This window comes from Pradoshia sp., from assembly GCF_051873915.1.
In the GTDB taxonomy this organism is placed as follows: domain Bacteria; phylum Bacillota; class Bacilli; order Bacillales; family Pradoshiaceae; genus Pradoshia.
The window spans coordinates 1-17983 of the sequence record NZ_JBJEFJ010000043.1; the positions used below are offsets into that span (position 1 = coordinate 1).

General features: G+C 42.0%; 18 protein-coding genes. 10 read left to right on the top strand and 8 right to left on the bottom strand.

Translation table 11 applies throughout. The features are described 5' to 3' along the window. Nucleotides 1–288: GNAT family N-acetyltransferase (locus ACI35L_RS04785; protein ID WP_439802335.1), on the top strand; the 288-nt coding region annotated here is incomplete at its 5' end. Nucleotides 289–323: 35 nt separating this feature from the next. Here the strand turns inward: ACI35L_RS04785 and hemH are convergent. Further along, nucleotides 324–1292, bottom strand: coding sequence for a ferrochelatase (hemH, locus tag ACI35L_RS04790; RefSeq protein ID WP_049671318.1), 969 nt, complete (start codon nucleotides 1290–1292; stop codon nucleotides 324–326). Nucleotides 1293–1572: 280 nt separating this feature from the next. On the opposite strand from hemH, the gene ACI35L_RS04795 reads away from it, so the two are divergent. Together ACI35L_RS04795 and ACI35L_RS04800 are read left to right on the top strand one after the other, a co-directional pair. Continuing rightward, nucleotides 1573–1860 carry a GNAT family N-acetyltransferase gene (locus ACI35L_RS04795; protein WP_053103758.1) on the top strand — a complete coding sequence of 96 codons (288 nt, stop codon included), beginning with the start codon at nucleotides 1573–1575 and terminating at the stop codon, nucleotides 1858–1860. A 151-nt stretch (nucleotides 1861–2011) separates the two neighbouring features. Beyond that, nucleotides 2012–2542, top strand: a complete 531-nt coding sequence (locus ACI35L_RS04800; RefSeq protein WP_049671317.1) for an NADPH-dependent FMN reductase — start codon at nucleotides 2012–2014, stop codon at nucleotides 2540–2542. Between the two features lie 122 nt (nucleotides 2543–2664). Here ACI35L_RS04800 and ACI35L_RS04805 read toward each other — a convergent pair whose 3' ends face one another. From ACI35L_RS04805 to ACI35L_RS04815, 3 genes are all read right to left on the bottom strand, one after another. After that, entirely contained in the window at nucleotides 2665–2847 is a 183-nt protein-coding gene (locus ACI35L_RS04805; protein WP_049671316.1) for a hypothetical protein, read from the bottom strand. 218 nt (nucleotides 2848–3065) lie between these two features. Beyond that, the gene (locus ACI35L_RS04810; protein WP_049671315.1) at nucleotides 3066–4910 is read right to left on the bottom strand and encodes an ABC transporter ATP-binding protein; all 1845 of its coding nucleotides are present in this window, start codon (nucleotides 4908–4910) and stop codon (nucleotides 3066–3068) included. Beyond that, nucleotides 4907–6631: an ABC transporter ATP-binding protein gene (locus ACI35L_RS04815; RefSeq protein WP_049671314.1), complete on the bottom strand. Its 1725-nt coding sequence runs from the start codon at nucleotides 6629–6631 to the stop codon at nucleotides 4907–4909. The genes ACI35L_RS04810 and ACI35L_RS04815 overlap by 4 nt, the downstream gene beginning before the upstream one ends. 223 nt (nucleotides 6632–6854) lie before the next feature. Here ACI35L_RS04815 and ACI35L_RS04820 point away from each other — a divergent pair, with 223 nt between their 5' ends. Continuing rightward, nucleotides 6855–8621: an ABC transporter ATP-binding protein gene (locus tag ACI35L_RS04820; RefSeq protein ID WP_439802336.1), complete on the top strand. Its 1767-nt coding sequence runs from the start codon at nucleotides 6855–6857 to the stop codon at nucleotides 8619–8621. A gap of 35 nt (nucleotides 8622–8656) precedes the next feature. On the opposite strand, the gene ACI35L_RS04825 is transcribed toward ACI35L_RS04820, so the two are convergent. After that, a complete protein-coding gene (locus ACI35L_RS04825) occupies nucleotides 8657–9958 on the bottom strand; it encodes an NCS2 family permease (RefSeq protein WP_049671312.1) in 1302 nt (433 codons plus the stop codon). A gap of 267 nt (nucleotides 9959–10225) precedes the next feature. On the opposite strand from ACI35L_RS04825, the gene ACI35L_RS04830 reads away from it, so the two are divergent. Both ACI35L_RS04830 and ACI35L_RS04835 read left to right on the top strand, forming a co-directional pair. Continuing rightward, on the top strand, nucleotides 10226–10882 hold the full coding sequence (locus tag ACI35L_RS04830; RefSeq protein WP_049671311.1) for a response regulator transcription factor: 657 nt from the start codon (nucleotides 10226–10228) through the stop codon (nucleotides 10880–10882). A 179-nt stretch (nucleotides 10883–11061) separates the two neighbouring features. Beyond that, nucleotides 11062–11289, top strand: a complete 228-nt coding sequence (locus ACI35L_RS04835; RefSeq protein ID WP_439802337.1) for a hypothetical protein — start codon at nucleotides 11062–11064, stop codon at nucleotides 11287–11289. Nucleotides 11290–11376: 87 nt separating this feature from the next. On the opposite strand, the gene ACI35L_RS04840 is transcribed toward ACI35L_RS04835, so the two are convergent. Further along, nucleotides 11377–12240: an EamA family transporter gene (locus ACI35L_RS04840; RefSeq protein ID WP_439802338.1), complete on the bottom strand. Its 864-nt coding sequence runs from the start codon at nucleotides 12238–12240 to the stop codon at nucleotides 11377–11379. A 274-nt stretch (nucleotides 12241–12514) separates the two neighbouring features. On the opposite strand from ACI35L_RS04840, the gene ACI35L_RS04845 reads away from it, so the two are divergent. Continuing rightward, nucleotides 12515–14110 carry a catalase gene (locus ACI35L_RS04845; protein ID WP_439802341.1) on the top strand — a complete coding sequence of 532 codons (1596 nt, stop codon included), beginning with the start codon at nucleotides 12515–12517 and terminating at the stop codon, nucleotides 14108–14110. Between the two features lie 37 nt (nucleotides 14111–14147). Here ACI35L_RS04845 and ACI35L_RS04850 read toward each other — a convergent pair whose 3' ends face one another. Further along, complete coding sequence (locus tag ACI35L_RS04850) at nucleotides 14148–15680, bottom strand: FAD-dependent oxidoreductase (protein WP_439802339.1); 1533 nt, start codon at nucleotides 15678–15680, stop codon at nucleotides 14148–14150. Between the two features lie 172 nt (nucleotides 15681–15852). Here ACI35L_RS04850 and ACI35L_RS04855 point away from each other — a divergent pair, with 172 nt between their 5' ends. The 3 genes from ACI35L_RS04855 (at nucleotide 15853) to ACI35L_RS04865 (ending at nucleotide 17167) form a co-directional block, all read left to right on the top strand. Continuing rightward, complete coding sequence (locus ACI35L_RS04855) at nucleotides 15853–16650, top strand: type II toxin-antitoxin system SpoIISA family toxin (protein WP_439802340.1); 798 nt, start codon at nucleotides 15853–15855, stop codon at nucleotides 16648–16650. A 46-nt stretch (nucleotides 16651–16696) separates the two neighbouring features. Then, nucleotides 16697–16879 carry a hypothetical protein gene (locus ACI35L_RS04860; RefSeq protein WP_049671306.1) on the top strand — a complete coding sequence of 61 codons (183 nt, stop codon included), beginning with the start codon at nucleotides 16697–16699 and terminating at the stop codon, nucleotides 16877–16879. 156 nt (nucleotides 16880–17035) lie between these two features. After that, nucleotides 17036–17167, top strand: coding sequence for a hypothetical protein (locus ACI35L_RS04865; protein ID WP_269431788.1), 132 nt, complete (start codon nucleotides 17036–17038; stop codon nucleotides 17165–17167). Between the two features lie 57 nt (nucleotides 17168–17224). Here the strand turns inward: ACI35L_RS04865 and trhA are convergent, their stop codons facing one another. Further along, nucleotides 17225–17872 (bottom strand): PAQR family membrane homeostasis protein TrhA, encoded by a 648-nt coding sequence (trhA, locus tag ACI35L_RS04870; RefSeq protein WP_049671305.1) that lies wholly within the window; start codon nucleotides 17870–17872, stop codon nucleotides 17225–17227. Between the last annotated feature and the right edge of the window lie 111 nt (nucleotides 17873–17983).

Sequence of the window (17983 nt, forward strand, 5' to 3'; positions counted from 1 at the left end):
GAACGAAGCGGAAAATTGCCTTATGAAGGAGAGCTTTATGCCATCTATCTCTTAAAAGAGCACCAAAGAAAAGGGATAGGGAAGAAGTTGGTTAAGAAATGGCTGGGAGAAATGAGGAAAGAAAAATTTCAGAATATGATGGTGTGGGTGATAGATGAAAATCCTTCAAAAAGGTTTTATGAAGCGATGGGTGGAAAGACCTTCATTCAGGAGAAGCTGCTTATTTCAGGTAAGGAACTGAAGGAGCTTGGTTATGGGTGGTCAAGCTTAGATGATGTACTTATATAGCCTGGAGCCCGCTATCGATCAGCGGGCTTCATCGGTTAGGCTGTTGGATGCAGATACCCTTTGATAATATCTGCTAAGCAATCGATGAATAGCGGGTCGTCATTGGCAGCACTTAAATAATGATAACTTTCACCGCCATTATCCAAGAACAATTGCTTGTTTTCATGCGCAAGCTCCTCAAGTGTTTCAAGGCAGTCAGCTGTGAAGCAGGGAGAGATGACATGGACATTCTTCACATCTGTACGGGCCAAATCTATTAATATTTCACTTGTCGAGGGTTCAAGCCATGGCTCTTGTCCAAATTTTGACTGATAGGAAATCATGAAATTTATACCCGGCATCCGATCCTTCAGCGCTTGTGCAGTCGTATGGCATCGATAAGGATAATCATCTCCTCCGAAAGTATATCGCTTAGGAATTCCGTGATAAGAAAGGAGAATCACATCTGGTTTTCCGTAGGCTTTCGCACCGTCTTCAATTCGTTTCTTTAGCAATTCAATCCATAATGGATGATTAGCAAAATCCCGCAAGAACACCACCTCAGGTATATCCCTCCACTTAGATATTTCCTTTGTCACATGATCCCACACGGAGGCTGTTGTGGTGGAAGAGTATTGTGGGAAAAGGGGCAGTATAATTAATTTTCTAACTCCCCATTTATGTAATTTTTCCAGCTCATCTGAGATAGAGGGGGTCCCATAATTCATGGCTAAAGATATTCTTGTATTCTTATCTAGGATTTTTTCTTCCAATGCTTCCCGTTGTTTCATGCTGTAATAAAGAAGTGGAGATCCCTCATCTGTCCAGATTTGTTGATAGACTGATTCATTTCTTTTTGACCTTGAAGGCAGAATAAAGCCGTGTAAGATAGGCATCCATTTCCATCTTGGCAGGTCGATGACGCGTCGATCTGAAAGAAATTGCTTTAAATAAGGTCTGATTGATGATGAGACTGGTTTGTCTGGTGTTCCTAAATTGACTAATAAGACAGCTTTCTTATCCATAAGCCAAACACCTCGCTAGAATATCAGTTTGATAATATTATTTTAGCATAATTGTTTCTACGGGCGCTAAAATAAGAAGTTTGAATGATGATTAAATAGGTAATTTTACCTATTTATGCGTTTTGCCTGTAAGGTGAAGGGTATACATAACATATAGGTATTTTATTTAAAACAGTAGGAATAAACAGGTGGAGAAAAACATATGGTCAAATAAGACCAGATAACTGGTGAATTAGAGGAAATCAGAACACGGGCAATCATTTGCGGGAAGGTGAAGCGAATGGCTGATACAAAAACAGAATTTTATATTGCGATGGATGGAAACATCGTCGCTCAATTGGAATTTGTCCCTTGTGTTAGGGAGCGCGATCATAAGGAGGTTATCTTGATTAATCACACACTTGTAGCCGACAAATATAGAGGCAGGGGGCTAGGGCGTGAATTAATCAATCGTGTAGTGAAATATGCTCGTGCAGAACAGATGCAAATCATTCCTGTTTGCCCGTTTGCGAAGATGATTTTGGAAAGTGATGCGAAATATAAGGATGTTTTGATAACAGGCTTTTAGGCTCCTATCTAGTTCGTAAGGATTAGATAGGGGTCTTTTTGTTTCGACAAAAAAGCTGAATAGTGGATATTCTCCTTTTCCCGTCGTATGATAAAAATATCGATTAGCATGATCGGGAAATGTACATAGGTCGTAGGAGGATGAAGAAGAAATGAAAGCAGTTGGTTTATCTGGGGCAATTATTGGTTCTAAAACAGCAAAATCAGTGGAAGAGGTTTTAGCAGCCATCAATCAATATGATGAGAATGTAGAGACGGAAATGGTTGATTTACGCGATTATGAGGTTGAATTTGTCCGCGGTATCCCCTTCGCAGAATATAATCAAGACACACAGGATGTTGTAAACAAGATTAATGAAGCAGATGTGCTCGTGATAGGAACACCGATTTATCAAGCTTCCATCCCTGGTGTTCTAAAGAATGTCTTTGATCATCTCGCACCGAATTGCTTTAAAGGGAAAGTAGCGGGAATCGTGACAAACGGGGGATCAGAAAAGCATTTTCTTATGAGTGAATATCAACTAAAGCCTATTCTTTCTTATTTCAAAGCTATTTTGCCATTGAATAATGTATTCTTGCATACCTCTTGCTTTGGACCGAATAATGAAATCATCAATGTGGAAGAAAAAGAACGAATTGTAAAGCTGGCGAAGGAGCTAATTGATTTAAAGAAATTGTATTAGAACGGTGCTAACACTCGAAAAATAATAGTGAGATAGCGGGAAAAAACTTGGTGTGCACAACCAAGTTTTTTTGCTGGCGGCAATGAATGAATGGCGCTTTATTTTGAACAACGGAGAAAACGTTAGCCTTGCTGCTGTTTGCTCATTTGAGCTTCATTTTCATGGGCAGCTGTTCGTAATCGCAGGATTAATGATGTTCGCCGTTTATTGAAATCATTCATCGAAATCGTATGAAAGTCATAATAGTTTTGATAATTGATTCGCAGTTCATTCATTATTTGGTTGTACATTTTGTTTGAACGCAAATCATTCACCTTCCTCGTGATATTTTGTATATTAATATAATATCATAAATAATTATGACATTCATCATAAATTTTAAATAATGCGAATATTTCTGACAATTTGATTTTTTTCGCTAATCCTTTGATCTCCTAAAAAAAACACAGAGCCATATTGAAATGCACCCTTATTAGACATATAGTGGGGCAATCGGTTTGGACTCTGTGTTTTTCTTTATTATTCAGCTGGCAAACTGGCTGTTATAAAGGTCGGCGTAAAAGCCATTTTGGGCCAGAAGATCATCATGTGTCCCTTGTTCGATTACCGTTCCTTTATTCATGACCAATATAAGGTCGGCATCCTTAATGGTGGACAATCGATGGGCAATGACAAAGCTTGTCCGGTCTTCCATCAGTCGATTCATGGCTCTTTGGATAAAGAGTTCAGTTCTTGTATCCACACTGGAAGTGGCTTCATCTAGAATAAGAATGGCCGGGTTGGCGAGAATGGCCCTGGCTATCGTAAGCAGTTGTTTTTGTCCCTGTGAAATATTGGTGGCTTCCTCATTTAAAACGGTCTCAAATCCCTCTGGAAGAGTACGGATGAAATGGTCGGCATGAGCGGCTTTAGCCGCCTCGATGATTTCCTCATCTGTGGCACCGATTCGGCCATATGCGATATTCTCAGCAATCGTTCCGTTGAAAAGCCATGTATCTTGGAGAACCATTCCAAATAGGCTGTGAAGTTCGGAACGTTTCATATCCTTAATATTGACACCGTCAATTCGTATCGCACCGCCTTGAATTTCATAAAAACGCATCAATAAATTGATGAGGGTTGTCTTTCCAGCGCCGGTTGGTCCGACAATAGCAACCTTCTGCCCCGGTGTAACGGTAATATTCATGTTCTTAATGAGCAAATGATCAGATTTATACCCGAAATCAACATTCTCGAATGTCACATATCCCTTAGGATGCTCGAGAGAAATTGGTTTTTCTGATTCTGCCTCTTCTTCTTGTTCGTCTAACAGCTCAAATACTCTTTCAGCCGATGCAATCGTTGATTGAAGGATGTTGGCGATGTTGGCTGTTTGCGTGATGGGCTGAGAGAATTGACGCGCGTATTGAATGAATGCCTGGATGTCACCAACGGTTATTCTGCCGTTAGCTACGAAGACACCGCCAACGACACAGATTAGGACATAACCAAGATTATTGACAAACTGCATGAGCGGCATAATAGCGCCTGAAATGAATTGAGCTTTCCATGAGGATTGATAGAGCTGCTCATTGATTTCGTCAAATTCTTCAATAGCCTTTTGTTCCTGGCCAAATGCTTTGACAACCTCATGTCCGGTATAGATTTCTTCAACATGCCCATTTAGTTGTCCAAGAACCTTCTGCTGGGCTCCAAAATAGCCTTGTGACTTTTTGGCGACAAGTACGGCAATAATCCCGCTCAGCGGCAGTGTCAGCAGTAAAATGAGGGTCATCGTTACACTGATTGAGAGCATCATGATAATCACACCAATGATGGTGACCACACTCGTAATAATCTGCGTTAAGCTTTGCTGGAGGGTTGTACTGATATTATCTACATCATTGACGACACGGCTTAATGTTTCTCCTGTTGTCGTGCTGTCAAAGTACTTTAATGGAAGTCGGCTGATTTTTGCCTCAGCTTCTTTCCGCAGCTGGAATACAGTTTTTTGGGCAACGCTTGCCATGATGAAACCTTGTATGAAGGTGAAAAGGGAACTAAATAAATAGAGAAAGCCTAATAGGACGAGAATGCGGGCTATATAGTTAAAATCAATTCCAGCACCCGGGACTCCGTTCATTTTCAATACAATACCCTCAAAGATCTTTGTAGTCGCCTTACCAAGGATTTTTGGTCCGATAATCGTAAAGAGTGTACTGAGAACAGCTGTACCGAAAACAGCTGCAAGCCTCCATTTATATGGAGCTAAATAGCCGATCAATCGCTTGAACGTCCCTTTGAAGTCCTTCGCCTTCTGAATGGGTGCACCGGGTCCTCCCCGCGGGCCAAAGCTTGGATTTGCTTGACGTTTAGTCATCTTGCTCATGCTATCTCCTCCTCAGATAACTGGGATTTGACGATTTCTTGATAGGTTTTATTTGTATGCAGCAGCTCCTCATGTGTCCCAATGCCCATCACGTTACCTTCGTCCAGCACAATAATGCGATCTGCATCCATTACAGTGGATACACGCTGAGCAACGAGCAGTACAGTAGAATGTTCCGTGACTTCTTTTAAAGCTTTACGAAGTTTGGCATCTGTTTTGAAATCAAGTGCAGAGAAGCTGTCATCGAAAAGGTAGATCTCAGGATTTCTGACAAGAGCCCTTGCAATCGATAAACGTTGTTTTTGCCCGCCAGACACATTGGTGCCTCCTTGTGAAATCGGACTATCAAATCCCTCGTTCATTGCGGTGATAAAGTCATAGGCTTGAGCTACCTTTGCGGCATGAATGACGTCTTCATCGGCAGCCATCTCATTGCCAAACCGGATGTTATCCTTGACAGTGCCTGTGAAAAGGACAGCTTTTTGCGGGACAAGTCCGATTTTGTTCCGCAGGGCATCCAACGGATAATCCTTTACCGGTACACCATCAATAAGGATGGAACCTTGAGTTGGTTCATAAAAGCGCGGGATTAATTTCAGCAGCGAGGATTTACCTGAGCCGGTGCCCCCGATGATAGCCGTTACTTCACCCGGGAAAGCCTTGAAGGAAAGATTCTTTAAGGCTGGTTTTTCCGCACCGGGATAATAGAAGCTGACATCTTTAAACTCGATGGTGCCTAGCATGCTGCTATCATGAGCTGAGGGGGTTTCCTGGATGCTTGGGTGAATGGCAAGCACTTCATTGATCCTTGCGGCAGATGCAGATGCCCGGGGGATCAAGACAAACATCATGGAAAGCATAATCATGGAGAACATAATTTGCATGGCATATTGCATAAAAGCCATGAGATCTCCGACCATCATATCCCCTGCATTAATCCTTACTGCACCAAACCAAACAATGGCGATTGTTGTAAAGTTCATGACAAGCATCATAAAGGGCATAAGGACGGCAATTAACTTGTTAACCTTAATGGTTGTGTCGCGCAAAAGGGCATTTACCTGCCCAAAACGCTGCTTTTCGTAATCAATGCGATTAAAGGAACGGATAACCCGTACTCCTGTAAGTCCCTCTCTCAGCACTCGATTTACTGCATCTAACCGTACCTGTACCTTTTTAAAGAGCGGGACCCCCCGCCAAATGACAAGGGCGATACCAATAATCAGGATGGGAACAGAGACAACGATAACGATGGAGAGTCCGGGGTTAACGGAGACAGCCATGATAATACCGCCAATAGCCATTAACGGAGCGGAAATCATCATGCGAAGCAACATATTTAAGACGACCTGGATTTGGATGATATCGTTGGTCGTCCTTGTAATCAAGGAAGCGGTCCCGACAGTTCCAAATTCATGCAAAGAAAATCCTTCTATATGGGTAAACACCTTAGAGCGCAGCATTTTCCCGAAAGACATGGCAATCCTTGCGCTGAAATAACTGGCACTGACAGAACAAATGGTCCCAGCGAGCGCGACAGCAATCATGAGGCCCCCGATCTTCCATATGAAGGGGATATCATGCTTCACTACACCAGTATCAATAATTTTGGCCATTAATGTGGGTAGGTAAAGCTCGGCCATGGATTGGATAAATACGAGCCCAATAACGAAAGCAATGGGGCCTTTAAATGAAGTCAAATAACGAAATAATTTCCGCACCTCTCTCAGCTCCCTATTGATAATGGCAGTTCGTCCCAATCGTTTAAGACGAACTGCTTCAGAGTATAGTCAGTTTGTGCAGGATACGAGCCTGGTATCCTGAAAAAAAGAAGCTGGTCAGGATTGGCATAAAACAGTCGATTTCGTCTATTAAGAGGTATAATGATTGAAGAAGAACGGTTGAGTTTTTTAGTCTTTGGAAAGAAAGGAGAAATAAATCTACGTGAAAAAGGAAAAGAGCTATAAAGGAAATTATCGCCGTTTCGTCAGGCTGATTCATCAATCTAATCCATCATATAGTCAACTAGGGATTGCTCTCCTATTGAGCATCATGACGACCATTGTGGGTTTAACCATCCCTATCCTGACGAAGAACCTTGTCGACGGCTTCAGTATGTCGTCTCTATCAAAAGTTCAGGTTATCGGAATTATCGCCGTTTTCCTCGTTCAAGCAATCCTGAATGCGTATTCGACCTATGTACTTGGTCTCAATGGGCAGAGGATTATCGCTGGCTTAAGAGAACTTCTTTACCAAAAATTAATGAGGCTGCCCGTATCCTTCTCAGACAAGGTAGGTTCAGGCGAGATGATCAGCCGAATGACAAATGATACGATGGTCGTTAAAGAATTGATTACAACGCATTTAATTGGAGCTGTAACAGGGATTATTTCTGTCCTTGGGTCCATTATCATTTTATTTGTCATGAACTGGAGACTGACCTTATTAATCTTTATTGTATTCCCTATTGCAGCAGCTATTTTGATTCCCATTGGAAGATTTATGCTTCGAATCTCTAAGGAAACGCAAAAAGAGACGGGTATTTTTACAGGCATATTGAATGAGGTTCTGCCAGAGATTAAGCTAGTGAAGGCATCAAACGCTGAAAGGGTCGAAATAGAGCGGGGAAAGAAAGGAATCAAACGGCTGTTCAATCTTGGGAAAAAGGAGGCTAAGGTTCTTGCCCTTGTATCACCGATTATTACGCTTGTTTTAATGGCCGCATTGGTCGGTGTAATTGGTTACGGGGGGATGCAGGTCTCCAGCGGATTGATTACGGCAGGTTCATTGGTCGCTTTTATTTTGTATTTGTTTCAGATCATCATGCCGATGGGGCAAATTACGACCTTCTTTACTCAATTACAGAAATCTATTGGTGCCACGAGCCGAATTATCGAAATCTTAAATGAAGAAGAGGAAGCACTGACGGAAGGGTTAGAACTGAAAAAGGCTGATCGAACCATTACTCTTCAGAATATTTCCTTTGGGTATTCAGAAGAGGAACCTATTTTACAAAATATTGATGCATCTGTTGAAGCAGGAAAAGTTACGGCTATCGTAGGGCCCAGCGGGAGCGGAAAAACGACACTTTTCAAATTGCTGGAGCGATATTATCAGCCTTCAAAGGGTGAGATTCTTATCGGTGATCATTTGATTACGGATTATTCTCTTCATTCGTGGAGAAGTCATATTGGCTATGTATCCCAGGAAAGTCCGCTTCTTGGCGGGACCATTCGTGATAATATTTGCTATGGTGTTGATCGTGCGGTCGATAATGAGGAGCTGGTCAATGTGGCAAGGATGGCCAATGCTTTAGGGTTTATTGAGGAGCTTCCTCTTCAATTCGATACAGAGGTTGGTGAGCGAGGGCTGAAGCTTTCTGGGGGACAGAGGCAAAGAATTGCGATTGCCAGAGCGCTTCTTCGCAATCCAAGCCTCTTGATGCTTGATGAAGCGACGTCCAGCCTGGACAGTGAATCCGAACAGCTGGTTCAGCAAGCGTTGGAGAAGCTAATGGAGGGCCGGACAACGGTGATTATTGCCCATCGTCTTTCGACCGTGATAGATGCAGATAAACTCATCTTTCTCGAGAAGGGGCGGATAACAGGAATGGGAACCCATCGTGAACTAATGGAAACTCATGAGCTTTATCGTAAATTTGCCAATAGACAGTTTAAGTTGAATGATGAGTTGAATGAAAAAAAGCTCTAATCTACCTAGTGGCGGATTAGAGCTTTTTTCATTTCTTAATGGGCAGGGAACCAAATTAATTGGATGATGAATAAAATACCAAACACATAGATGAGCGGTGGTACTTCTCTTCCTTTTCCACCGAACAATTTAAGTAATGGATAAAGGATAAACCCAAAGGCGATTCCAGTTGAAATGCTTGAGGTTAAAGGCATAGCTAAGATAATGAGAAAAGCGGTAAAGGCTTCGTCAAATTCAGCCCAGTTAATCTTCGACAGGCTACCCATCATGAAGCAGCCGACAATAATTAAGACGGGTGACGTGATGGCAGCTAAGCTAGAAATAGCTGAAATAAATGGCGAGAAGAACATAGCCACAACAAACAGGCAAGCAACTGTAACAGCTGTTAATCCAGTTCGTCCACCTGCAGCAACACCCGCAGAGGATTCAACATAGGCTGTTGAAGGACTTGTACCAAATGCTGCTCCAAGCGTAGTGGCAATGGAATCGCCAAGGAAGGCCTGCTTTGCTCGCGGCAGATTTCCGTCCTTCATGAGTCCCGCTTGTTCAGATACGGCTACCATTGTTCCTGTCGTATCAAAGATGGTAACAAGCAAGAAGGAGAAGACGACAGAATACAAACCATTTGAGAATACCCCAGCCAAATCCATATCAAAGAATACGGGCATAGGAGGCAGGGAAGGAATCAATTCTGATCCAGTCAGGTTCAGCATACCAGTAAAATAACCAATTACAGCCGTGATGATCATTCCGATAAAGAGAGCTCCTGGGACTTTTCGGACCATAAGAAGCAGCGTAATCAACAATCCAGCGATGGTTAAGAGCGGCATAGGTGCTGTTAAATCGCCAAGGCCGACTAAATTGCTTTCGTTAGCGACAAAAATCTGTGCTTGTCGCAGTCCTAAGAAAGCAATGAACAATCCAATTCCCGCAGAAATGCCATATTTAATGGATGGGGGAATGGAAAGGATAATCAGCTCCCGCAGTCGGCTGAAGCTAAGCAGTAAAAAGAGGATACCAGCAATAAATACTGTTCCAAGGATGATTTGATAGCTTAATCCGTTTGTTCCAGCTACTGTGGCAAAGTAGGCGTTCAACCCCATGCCTGGTGCAATAGCAATTGGATATTTGGCGAATAAACCCATAATGAGCGTACCGGCAACAGCTGAAATGATCGTTGCCATAAATACTTGCTCAAACGGAATCCCGGAAGCGGATAAAATCGCCGGGTTAACAATGATAATATAGACCATCGTGAAGAACGTGGTAATTCCTGCTAAAATTTCCGTTTTCACAGATGTTTGATGTTTTGAAAGTGAAAAGAATTGTTCAAGCAAAATGGAAACCTCCAAATATAATTTCGTCAAACACGAACGTTTGTGACGACCCTTAATATATTATTCGCTATTGGGGGAAATTTCAACCCAGAATAGAAGAAAAACACCTTGAGAATATATTTCCAGTAGCAACGTAGATATATACAGGTTATTATTTTTTTCCAATTATGGTTAATGGATTCATTCAGTACTACTTTTAAAAACAGACGATATATATTATAGTAAGAAAGTATAGAGGGAATAAGTTAGAGGTGATTTGCCATAAGAATGTTAATATTGGAGGATGAGCCAGTAGCACGAACGGTTCTGAAAAAAAGACTCGAACTTCAAGGATACAAGGTGGATGATTTTGATGATCCTGAAGAAGCAATCAAGGCTTGTGAGGAACATGACTATGACCTTTTAATATTTGACATCACTATTCACGGGGCTATCATAGATGGACTCGAAGCAGCCTCCATTATTAGAAGCAAGAAAAATATCCCATTTATTCTTGTGACGGGCGCAGATTCATCGGATGCTAGGTTAAGAGGTCTACAAGAGGGGGCTCTCCTTTATTTCACGAAACCATTCAGTTATAAAGAACTAGTCTTAAATATTAAGAATTTGATGGATAATACAGTGAGAAAGAGCCACGAATACATACATGCTGGTCATAAAATTGAACCGTTAAAGGGGACTATCACCTTGAAGGATGGTTCAATTGAGTCACTATCCAAGATTCCAATGCAAGTATTAACGTATCTCCTTGACCATAAGCATCAAATTGTCACGAAGAAAGAATTATGGGAAGCCATTTGGTCCGAACATGGTGAAATGAGTGAGGATATTATTAATACAACCATCAATCGAATTAGACGAAAGCTTGGCAGGGAATTCATCAGCACTATCAAAAATGTCGGCTATGAGATTCGGGAATATTAAGGTGGTTTATGCCTTTTAAGATGGATAAGCATACATGAGCAGTATAGATTGCTTTCAAGTGCTTATATAACAATCAAACGGCTTGTTCTAACAATTTTGTTAGTATCCCAAAATCACAAAAACATTATGCTAATATAGAGAAGTGAAATTTATGAAGTAATGTTTTAGAGGTGATTTTGATGGAAAAACACATAACCAGCACAGGTTTGAAAAGTATGATCGGCATTGAAATTTTAAAAGCTGAACGAATGGTTGACCACTCCATTACAACGGATGTCTATCAACGGAAAATTAAAGAATACAAAAGAGCCAAGCAATTGAAGAGGCTGCTGCAGGAATTTGACAAAGGACAAGAGTATGTAGCTAGAGAATATGAACAGCTTTCAGGAAGAGAAGTAACGCTGTAAATGAATAATAATCTTTCTATATATTTTAGCAAACCCCCTTGGGAATAAGGAATCTATTCTTTAACCAAGGGGGTTTTTGTGTGTGATTTATACAATGAGACAGAGGGTGCCTGCCGTAATAACTAGACCGCCAATTATTGTATTCCTTGAAAGCTTTTCCTTTAATAGAAGGACGCCAAGAATGATCGTTAATACTGTACTGAATTTATCAATAGGTGCAACGATGGATACTTTACCAATCGAAATAGCCCCGAAATAGCATAACCATGATAATCCCGTTGCAGCACCAGATAGGATGAGGAAAAGGAAAGACTTCTTAGAGACAGTCTTCAGCTCTCGGTAAGTCCCCTGCCAGAAGACAATGCCCCATGCAAAGAACAGAATGACAATCGTCCGAATAAATGTCGCTAGATTTGAATCGACATTCTCAATCCCAATCTTGGCCAGTATACTTGTCAAGGCAGCAAAAACCGCAGACAACAACGCAAGAAATATGTATGACTGCTTCAAATGCCCTTTCTTTTTGGTCGTTTTTGTTTTTCCAATTAAGATGAAGGTTCCTGCACTAATCAGCAAGCCTCCTATGACGACCATCGGAGTCAGCGGCTCTCTAAGGATGATAAAGGAAAGGATTATCGTTAAGACGATACTTGATTTATCGATTGGCACCACCTTGGAGACATCCCCTAGCTGGATAGCCTTAAAGAAGCATAGCCATGATAAGCCTGTCGTCAAGCCTGAGAGAACAATGAAAATCCATGACTTGATTGATATGGAACCTATTGTATGCCAAGTGTCCGTAATGAGAACCACAATCGCAGCCATGATGAGGACAACGATTGTCCGGATGGCTGTCCCTAAATTGGAATCCACATTTGTTATCCCGATTTTGGCGAGAATGGAGGTTAATGCGGCAAAGATTGCTGCCAGGAGGGCGAGTATAATAGTCATCTTTGAATCATCTCTTTTTCTTTTGATTTGCCCATATGTTCTACTGAATACTATACAGGATACAATCCAAGAAGTGCAAAGGGGTCCAATGGCAGTAACATACAAAGGGTCAAAATACACGGGGAACATCCAGAATAATCCACCCCTTTTGTGAAAACTTTCTTAATATGTAAAAAAAAGCACGAATCATGTTTATCCAATTTCTGTGAGGGGAACTGAAAACTGATGTTTACTTTTCAAAGGGGGAATATTAGTGGATCGATCAAAAGATGAAATGAATCAGAAACAACATTCAGATGCGCCAGAAAACCGCGAAGAAGATGTGCTGACTAATCGTCAGGGTCATAAGATTACCGATAATCAAAATGTCCGGACGGTTGGAAACCGCGGACCGATGACGTTGGAAAACTATCATTTCCTGGAGAAAATCTCTCACTTTGATAGAGAACGGATTCCCGAGCGCGTCGTTCATGCAAGAGGAGCTGGAGCTTATGGATATTTTGAGGCTTATGGAAAAGTGGGGGATGAGCCTGTCTCAAAATATACTCGGGCCAAGCTGTTCCAGGAGGCTGGGAAGAAAACACCTGTCTTTGTCCGTTTCTCCACAGTAACTGGTGCACGTGAATCGAGCGAAACAGCCCGTGATCCGCGCGGATTTGCGGTTAAATTCTATACAGAGGATGGAAACTGGGATCTGGTTGGGAATAACCTGAAAATATTCTTTATCCGCGATCCGCTCAAATTCCCTGATATGGTCCATGCCTTTAAGCCAGATCCAGTCAATAACCTCATGCATCCAGAGGGCATGTTTGACTTCTTCTCGAAATCACCAGAAAGCATCCATATGGCTACATTCCTGCACTCTCCTTGGGGAATACCCGCGAATTACAGACAGATGCAGGGTTCAGGTGTTAATACGTACAAATGGGTAAACAAAGAAGGGGAAGCCGTTCTTGTTAAATATCACTGGGAGCCAAAGCAAGGGATTAAAAACCTTACACAGGCAGAGGCAGAGAAAATCCAAGCCACGAATGTTGCTCATGCGACACAGGATTTGTATGAGGCTATTGAGCGAGGAGATTACCCGGAATGGGAACTTTGCATGCAAATCATGAGTGATGATGAGCATCCAGAACTGGATTTCGATCCGCTTGACCCGACAAAATTATGGCCGCAGGATCAATTCCCATTCCTCCCGGTTGGAAGAATGGTCTTGGACCGCAACCCAGTTAACTATTTTGCTGAGGTAGAGCAGGCTGCATTTGGTACAGGGGTGCTTGTTGATGGACTCGACTTCTCAGACGATAAACTCCTGCAAGGCCGGACCTTCTCGTACTCTGATACCCAGCGTTACCGTGTAGGATCTAATTATCTTCAATTGCCGGTGAATGCTCCGAAAACAAAGGTAAGGACGAATCAATCAGATGGTCAGATGGCCTACTCAGTTGATTTTGCGAGTGAATCCAACCCGCATGTCAATTATGAGCCGACCAATCTTGGCGGTTTCGCTGAAGCGGAGAAAGAAGGAAAAGACCATGAACCGCATTATAATGATCGTCTAGTCAGACAGAAAATTGAGCGTGCCAATGATTATAAGCAGGCAGGAGAAACATACCGAAACTTTGAAGATTGGGAAAAGGATGACCTCATCAATAACTTGGTCAATGCCCTTAAGGTATGTGCCCCAATCATTCAAGAAAAAATGATTGAACACTTTACGAAGGCAGATGAAGAATATGGACGCCGAGTAAAGGAAGGGCTTGCAAATGCCTTAGAGGAAATGGAACAGGAGAATGTTACGAGCTCCCCACGGGCTGATGAAGCGGTCAAAAAAGCTGAAGACATGGGTCATGATGCTGAACCTTATTAAACAAAAGAAAGACTCTGCGAGTTCGCAGAGTCTTTTCTTATTCATTCAGCTTCTTTAACGGGCTGACAGCTGGTCCTTCAATGACTTCACCATTTGTATCAAAACGTGAGCCGTGGCATGGGCAATCCCATGAACGTTCGCCACTGTTCCATCTTACCTCGCAGCCCAAATGGGTACAGGTTGTATCTAGTATACAGAGATTCCCATCTTTATCCCTGTAGGCACCTGCTTTCTTGCCTTTAAACTTAACATGGCCGCCTTCCTCAGGCTTCAATTCATCGAGATCTACTTCATTAGGATTGATTTTCCCTTTGATTAATTCCTTGGCAACATTTGAATTTTCTTTTATGAAGGTAGATACGCTTGCTAGATTCGTCTCGGAACGGCTAGGTGAGAAGAGGTCGGCATATGGATTCTCCTTACCGGTAATTAAATCACTAAGAATTAAAGCTGCGGCCGCTCCGTTAGACATGCCCCATTTGGCAAAACCTGTCGCAACATATAGATGATTCTTTGAGTCAGAGTAGGCGCCAATATACGGGATTTTGTCTAACGTGACTAGGTCCTGTGCTGACCATCTGTATGGGTACTCCTTGACCGTGTAATAGTTATCCGTAAAGTCTTGCAGTGCGGTGAAATAAGCTTGTTCGTCCTCAGACTGACCTGTTTTATGGCTTTCTCCGCCGATTAGAAGCAGCTTTTGCCCATTATAGTCTGTGTAACGGAGGGAACGAGTCGGTTTATCTGCACTGATATACATACCATCGGGAATATTCTCCTCGGTGGCAGCTGCGATGATATAGGAGCGAAGCGGATGAAGCCTTGAAAAGTAAAGTCCCTTCATATCATAGAAAGGATAATGGGTGGCAATAATGATGGCCTTTCCGCTGATTTGATGTCCATTTTCAAGCACGGCATGATGACCTGAATCATCCTCTTTTATGTCTTTAACAGGTGAACGCTCATAAATGATCCCGCCCATTTGCTCAAATGAAACGAAAAGATTGCTCAATAGCTTGAGCGGGTGAAATTGGGCTTGACCATTCATAGAGACCGCTGATTTGATTGGGAAGGGTAAGGGCAATTCAGTATGAAAGGCTCCATCTATGCCAAGCTTTTCATATGCCTTGAATTCGGCTTTGATTTTGTCAGCATATTCATCTGTCGTTGCATACGTATAAGCGGTTTGTTCGGAGAAATCACAATCAATGTCTTCTGTATGCACAATATTTTTGAGGTAGTTTACACCATCCATATTAGCTTGATAGTATAGCCTTGCCGTTTCTTCACCATGCTTTTTGATGAGTTCATCATAGAAGAGACCATGCTGAGCTGAGATTTTTGCTGTTGTGTGACCTGTCGTTCCATAAAGAATACGATCGGCTTCAAGCAGGATGACCTTTCTGCCCCTTTTTGCCAGCTCATAAGCTGACAGAACGCCGACGATTCCGGCTCCAATAATGACAATCTCTGTTTCCTCATCCTTAACCGCCTGCTGATAGACAGGGGATTCCTTGCGATCAATATAATCCGTCCAATAAGATTTTGACTCTGTTGGGATTTTTGTCATAATGCACCTCCGGTTTTCCAATATAGTTTATACATACCCATGATTTTCTAAAACAATCTATCACTCATCTGTCATATAAAAATCTATCGAATGGCCTATCGTTAGAACAGTCCGTTGACTGGAAGTAAATGGTATAATGAGGGTGCTGAAAACAAATTCAGGAGAGATGCTCATGGTAGGAAAAATTTGTGTCGCTCTCATTGTCTTATTTGCCATTTATTCATGTGTGATGGCAATCGTACGACCAAGCCAATTTGATTTGAACTTAAAGAAACAGAGGAGAGTTCTGTATACCATCTTTATTGCGACGACAGGCAGCGGAGTGGTTTTTGGCGGTCTTGAGCTTGACGATTGGCCCTATGTAGTGAGTCTCGCCTCCATCGTTGTCTTTACGGATCTTGCTGTGCTGCTGACTCCAAGCATCCTGAGAATATGGCAGGCTGAATTTCTTCATGGCTCTGAGCTTCTTGAAGAAACCTTAAAGGAGAACGAACGGCTTATTCGGGATATGATGGCAAAGGTTAGTTTTATGTCCTTTCTCATCCAAGATGCCATTTATTATTTCGAGAAGAAACCAATCCCTGAGACAGATGAGGATTATCTGGCAGAGCTGGAACAATACCTGCAGCAATATGGGGATCGTTTTGGCTTGAATATCGATGTACGGCAGTACGAAATCGATCCGAATACCGATCTTGAAGTCTCTGTTCAAGCGAAGATCCGGCAAGAGCTTCTAATTATGAAGGATATGCATAATATAGGGATGGAGGTTTCAAGACTAGAAGAATATATTGTTTCCATTTATAATGGAGAAATTATCACATTAGAAGAGGATGAAACCTTTATCGTCCCTGTTCAGCTTCCTAAATATCACTTTATTGTCGTGATCAAGAAAGGAAAGGGAACACCGATAGAAATTGACGGGATTCATACCGCAAATTTGGTTCATATATATGATTCTTTTATGTAAAATGATGGTATAATATAATGAGGAAGAATTGACGAGGGGGATTAGCATGAAACAAAGGAGAAGAGACCGGTTGAATGAAGGGGCGATGAATCAGACGGACTTAATCGCAAATGCAGCTTCAATTGGCGCAAAACCAACACATCTCTCCAACAAGTCAATGAGCAAGCAGACTAAACGATTAAAGGAATTAAATAAGCAGGCCTTAGCCTATATTCAATCAGTGAAATAAGGATACTTCGTATTCTGAGGGACGGGAAATCAGAGAATCTCCTGTCCTTTTCTTGTGCCATTAAAAATGGAATATGCCGCCGCTATTTTCTTGTGTAGGTTCCCGCCGACTTGCATATTCTATAGAAAAGCAGCAGAGAATGGGGCAGAAGGAATAGTGGAAGCGAGAAGAGAACAGGATAAAGGAAAGAAAAAGCCGTATACGACTTTAGTGCGCAATCCGAAGATGCTGAAGAAAAACAAAGAGGCGCTTAAATGGTTGAAATCCATTCGCGGCCGGCTGGGGTAGCTCGGCTGCAGTCATAAAGAAAGGACTTCAGAGTGATCTGAAGTCCTTTTTAATTTCTTAAGACCAAGGTAATAAATAGAAAAAGATACTAAGGAAATGACAGGCGCTTCCTGCAAGAACAAATAGATGCCAGATCGCATGATGGTGCTTAAAACCGCGCCACACATAAAAGATAGATCCTGCAGTATATAGAATGCCGCCTGCTACAAGCAGGACAATTCCATTAGGAGCAAGAAACTGTGATAATGGGCCCCATGCAAATACAATCATCCAGCCCATAATAATATATAATATCGTGGAAAAAAGCATGTACTTCTTCACGAAAAAGGATTTAAAAACGGTTCCCCCAATGGCAATTCCCCAAACGATTCCAAAGATTGTCCAGCGTGCCCATCCATCTAGAGCTATAAACAAGAAGGGGGTATACGTACCCGCAATAAAGAAATAAATGGATGTATGATCGAAAATTTGGAAGAGATCCTTTAGCTTTCCTTCAGGCAAGCTATGGACAAGGGTTGAACATAGATACATTAACAGCATTGTACTGCCGAAAATGGTAAAGCTCACCACATGCCAAGCAGTTCCGTATTGAGCAGAATAGATGATTAAGAGCACAAGAGCAGCTAAGCTGAGCAGAGCACCCAATCCATGAGTGATGGCATTCACGATTTCTTCACTTTTCGTATAAACATGGGTTTCATTCATTGCGAATTCCTTCTTTCCTCCGATATGTTTAAGCTGGCTGAAAACGGATATATCATATGTGATGATAACATGTAGTTTTCGATACTATATAACAAAGTATAGGTGGTAATT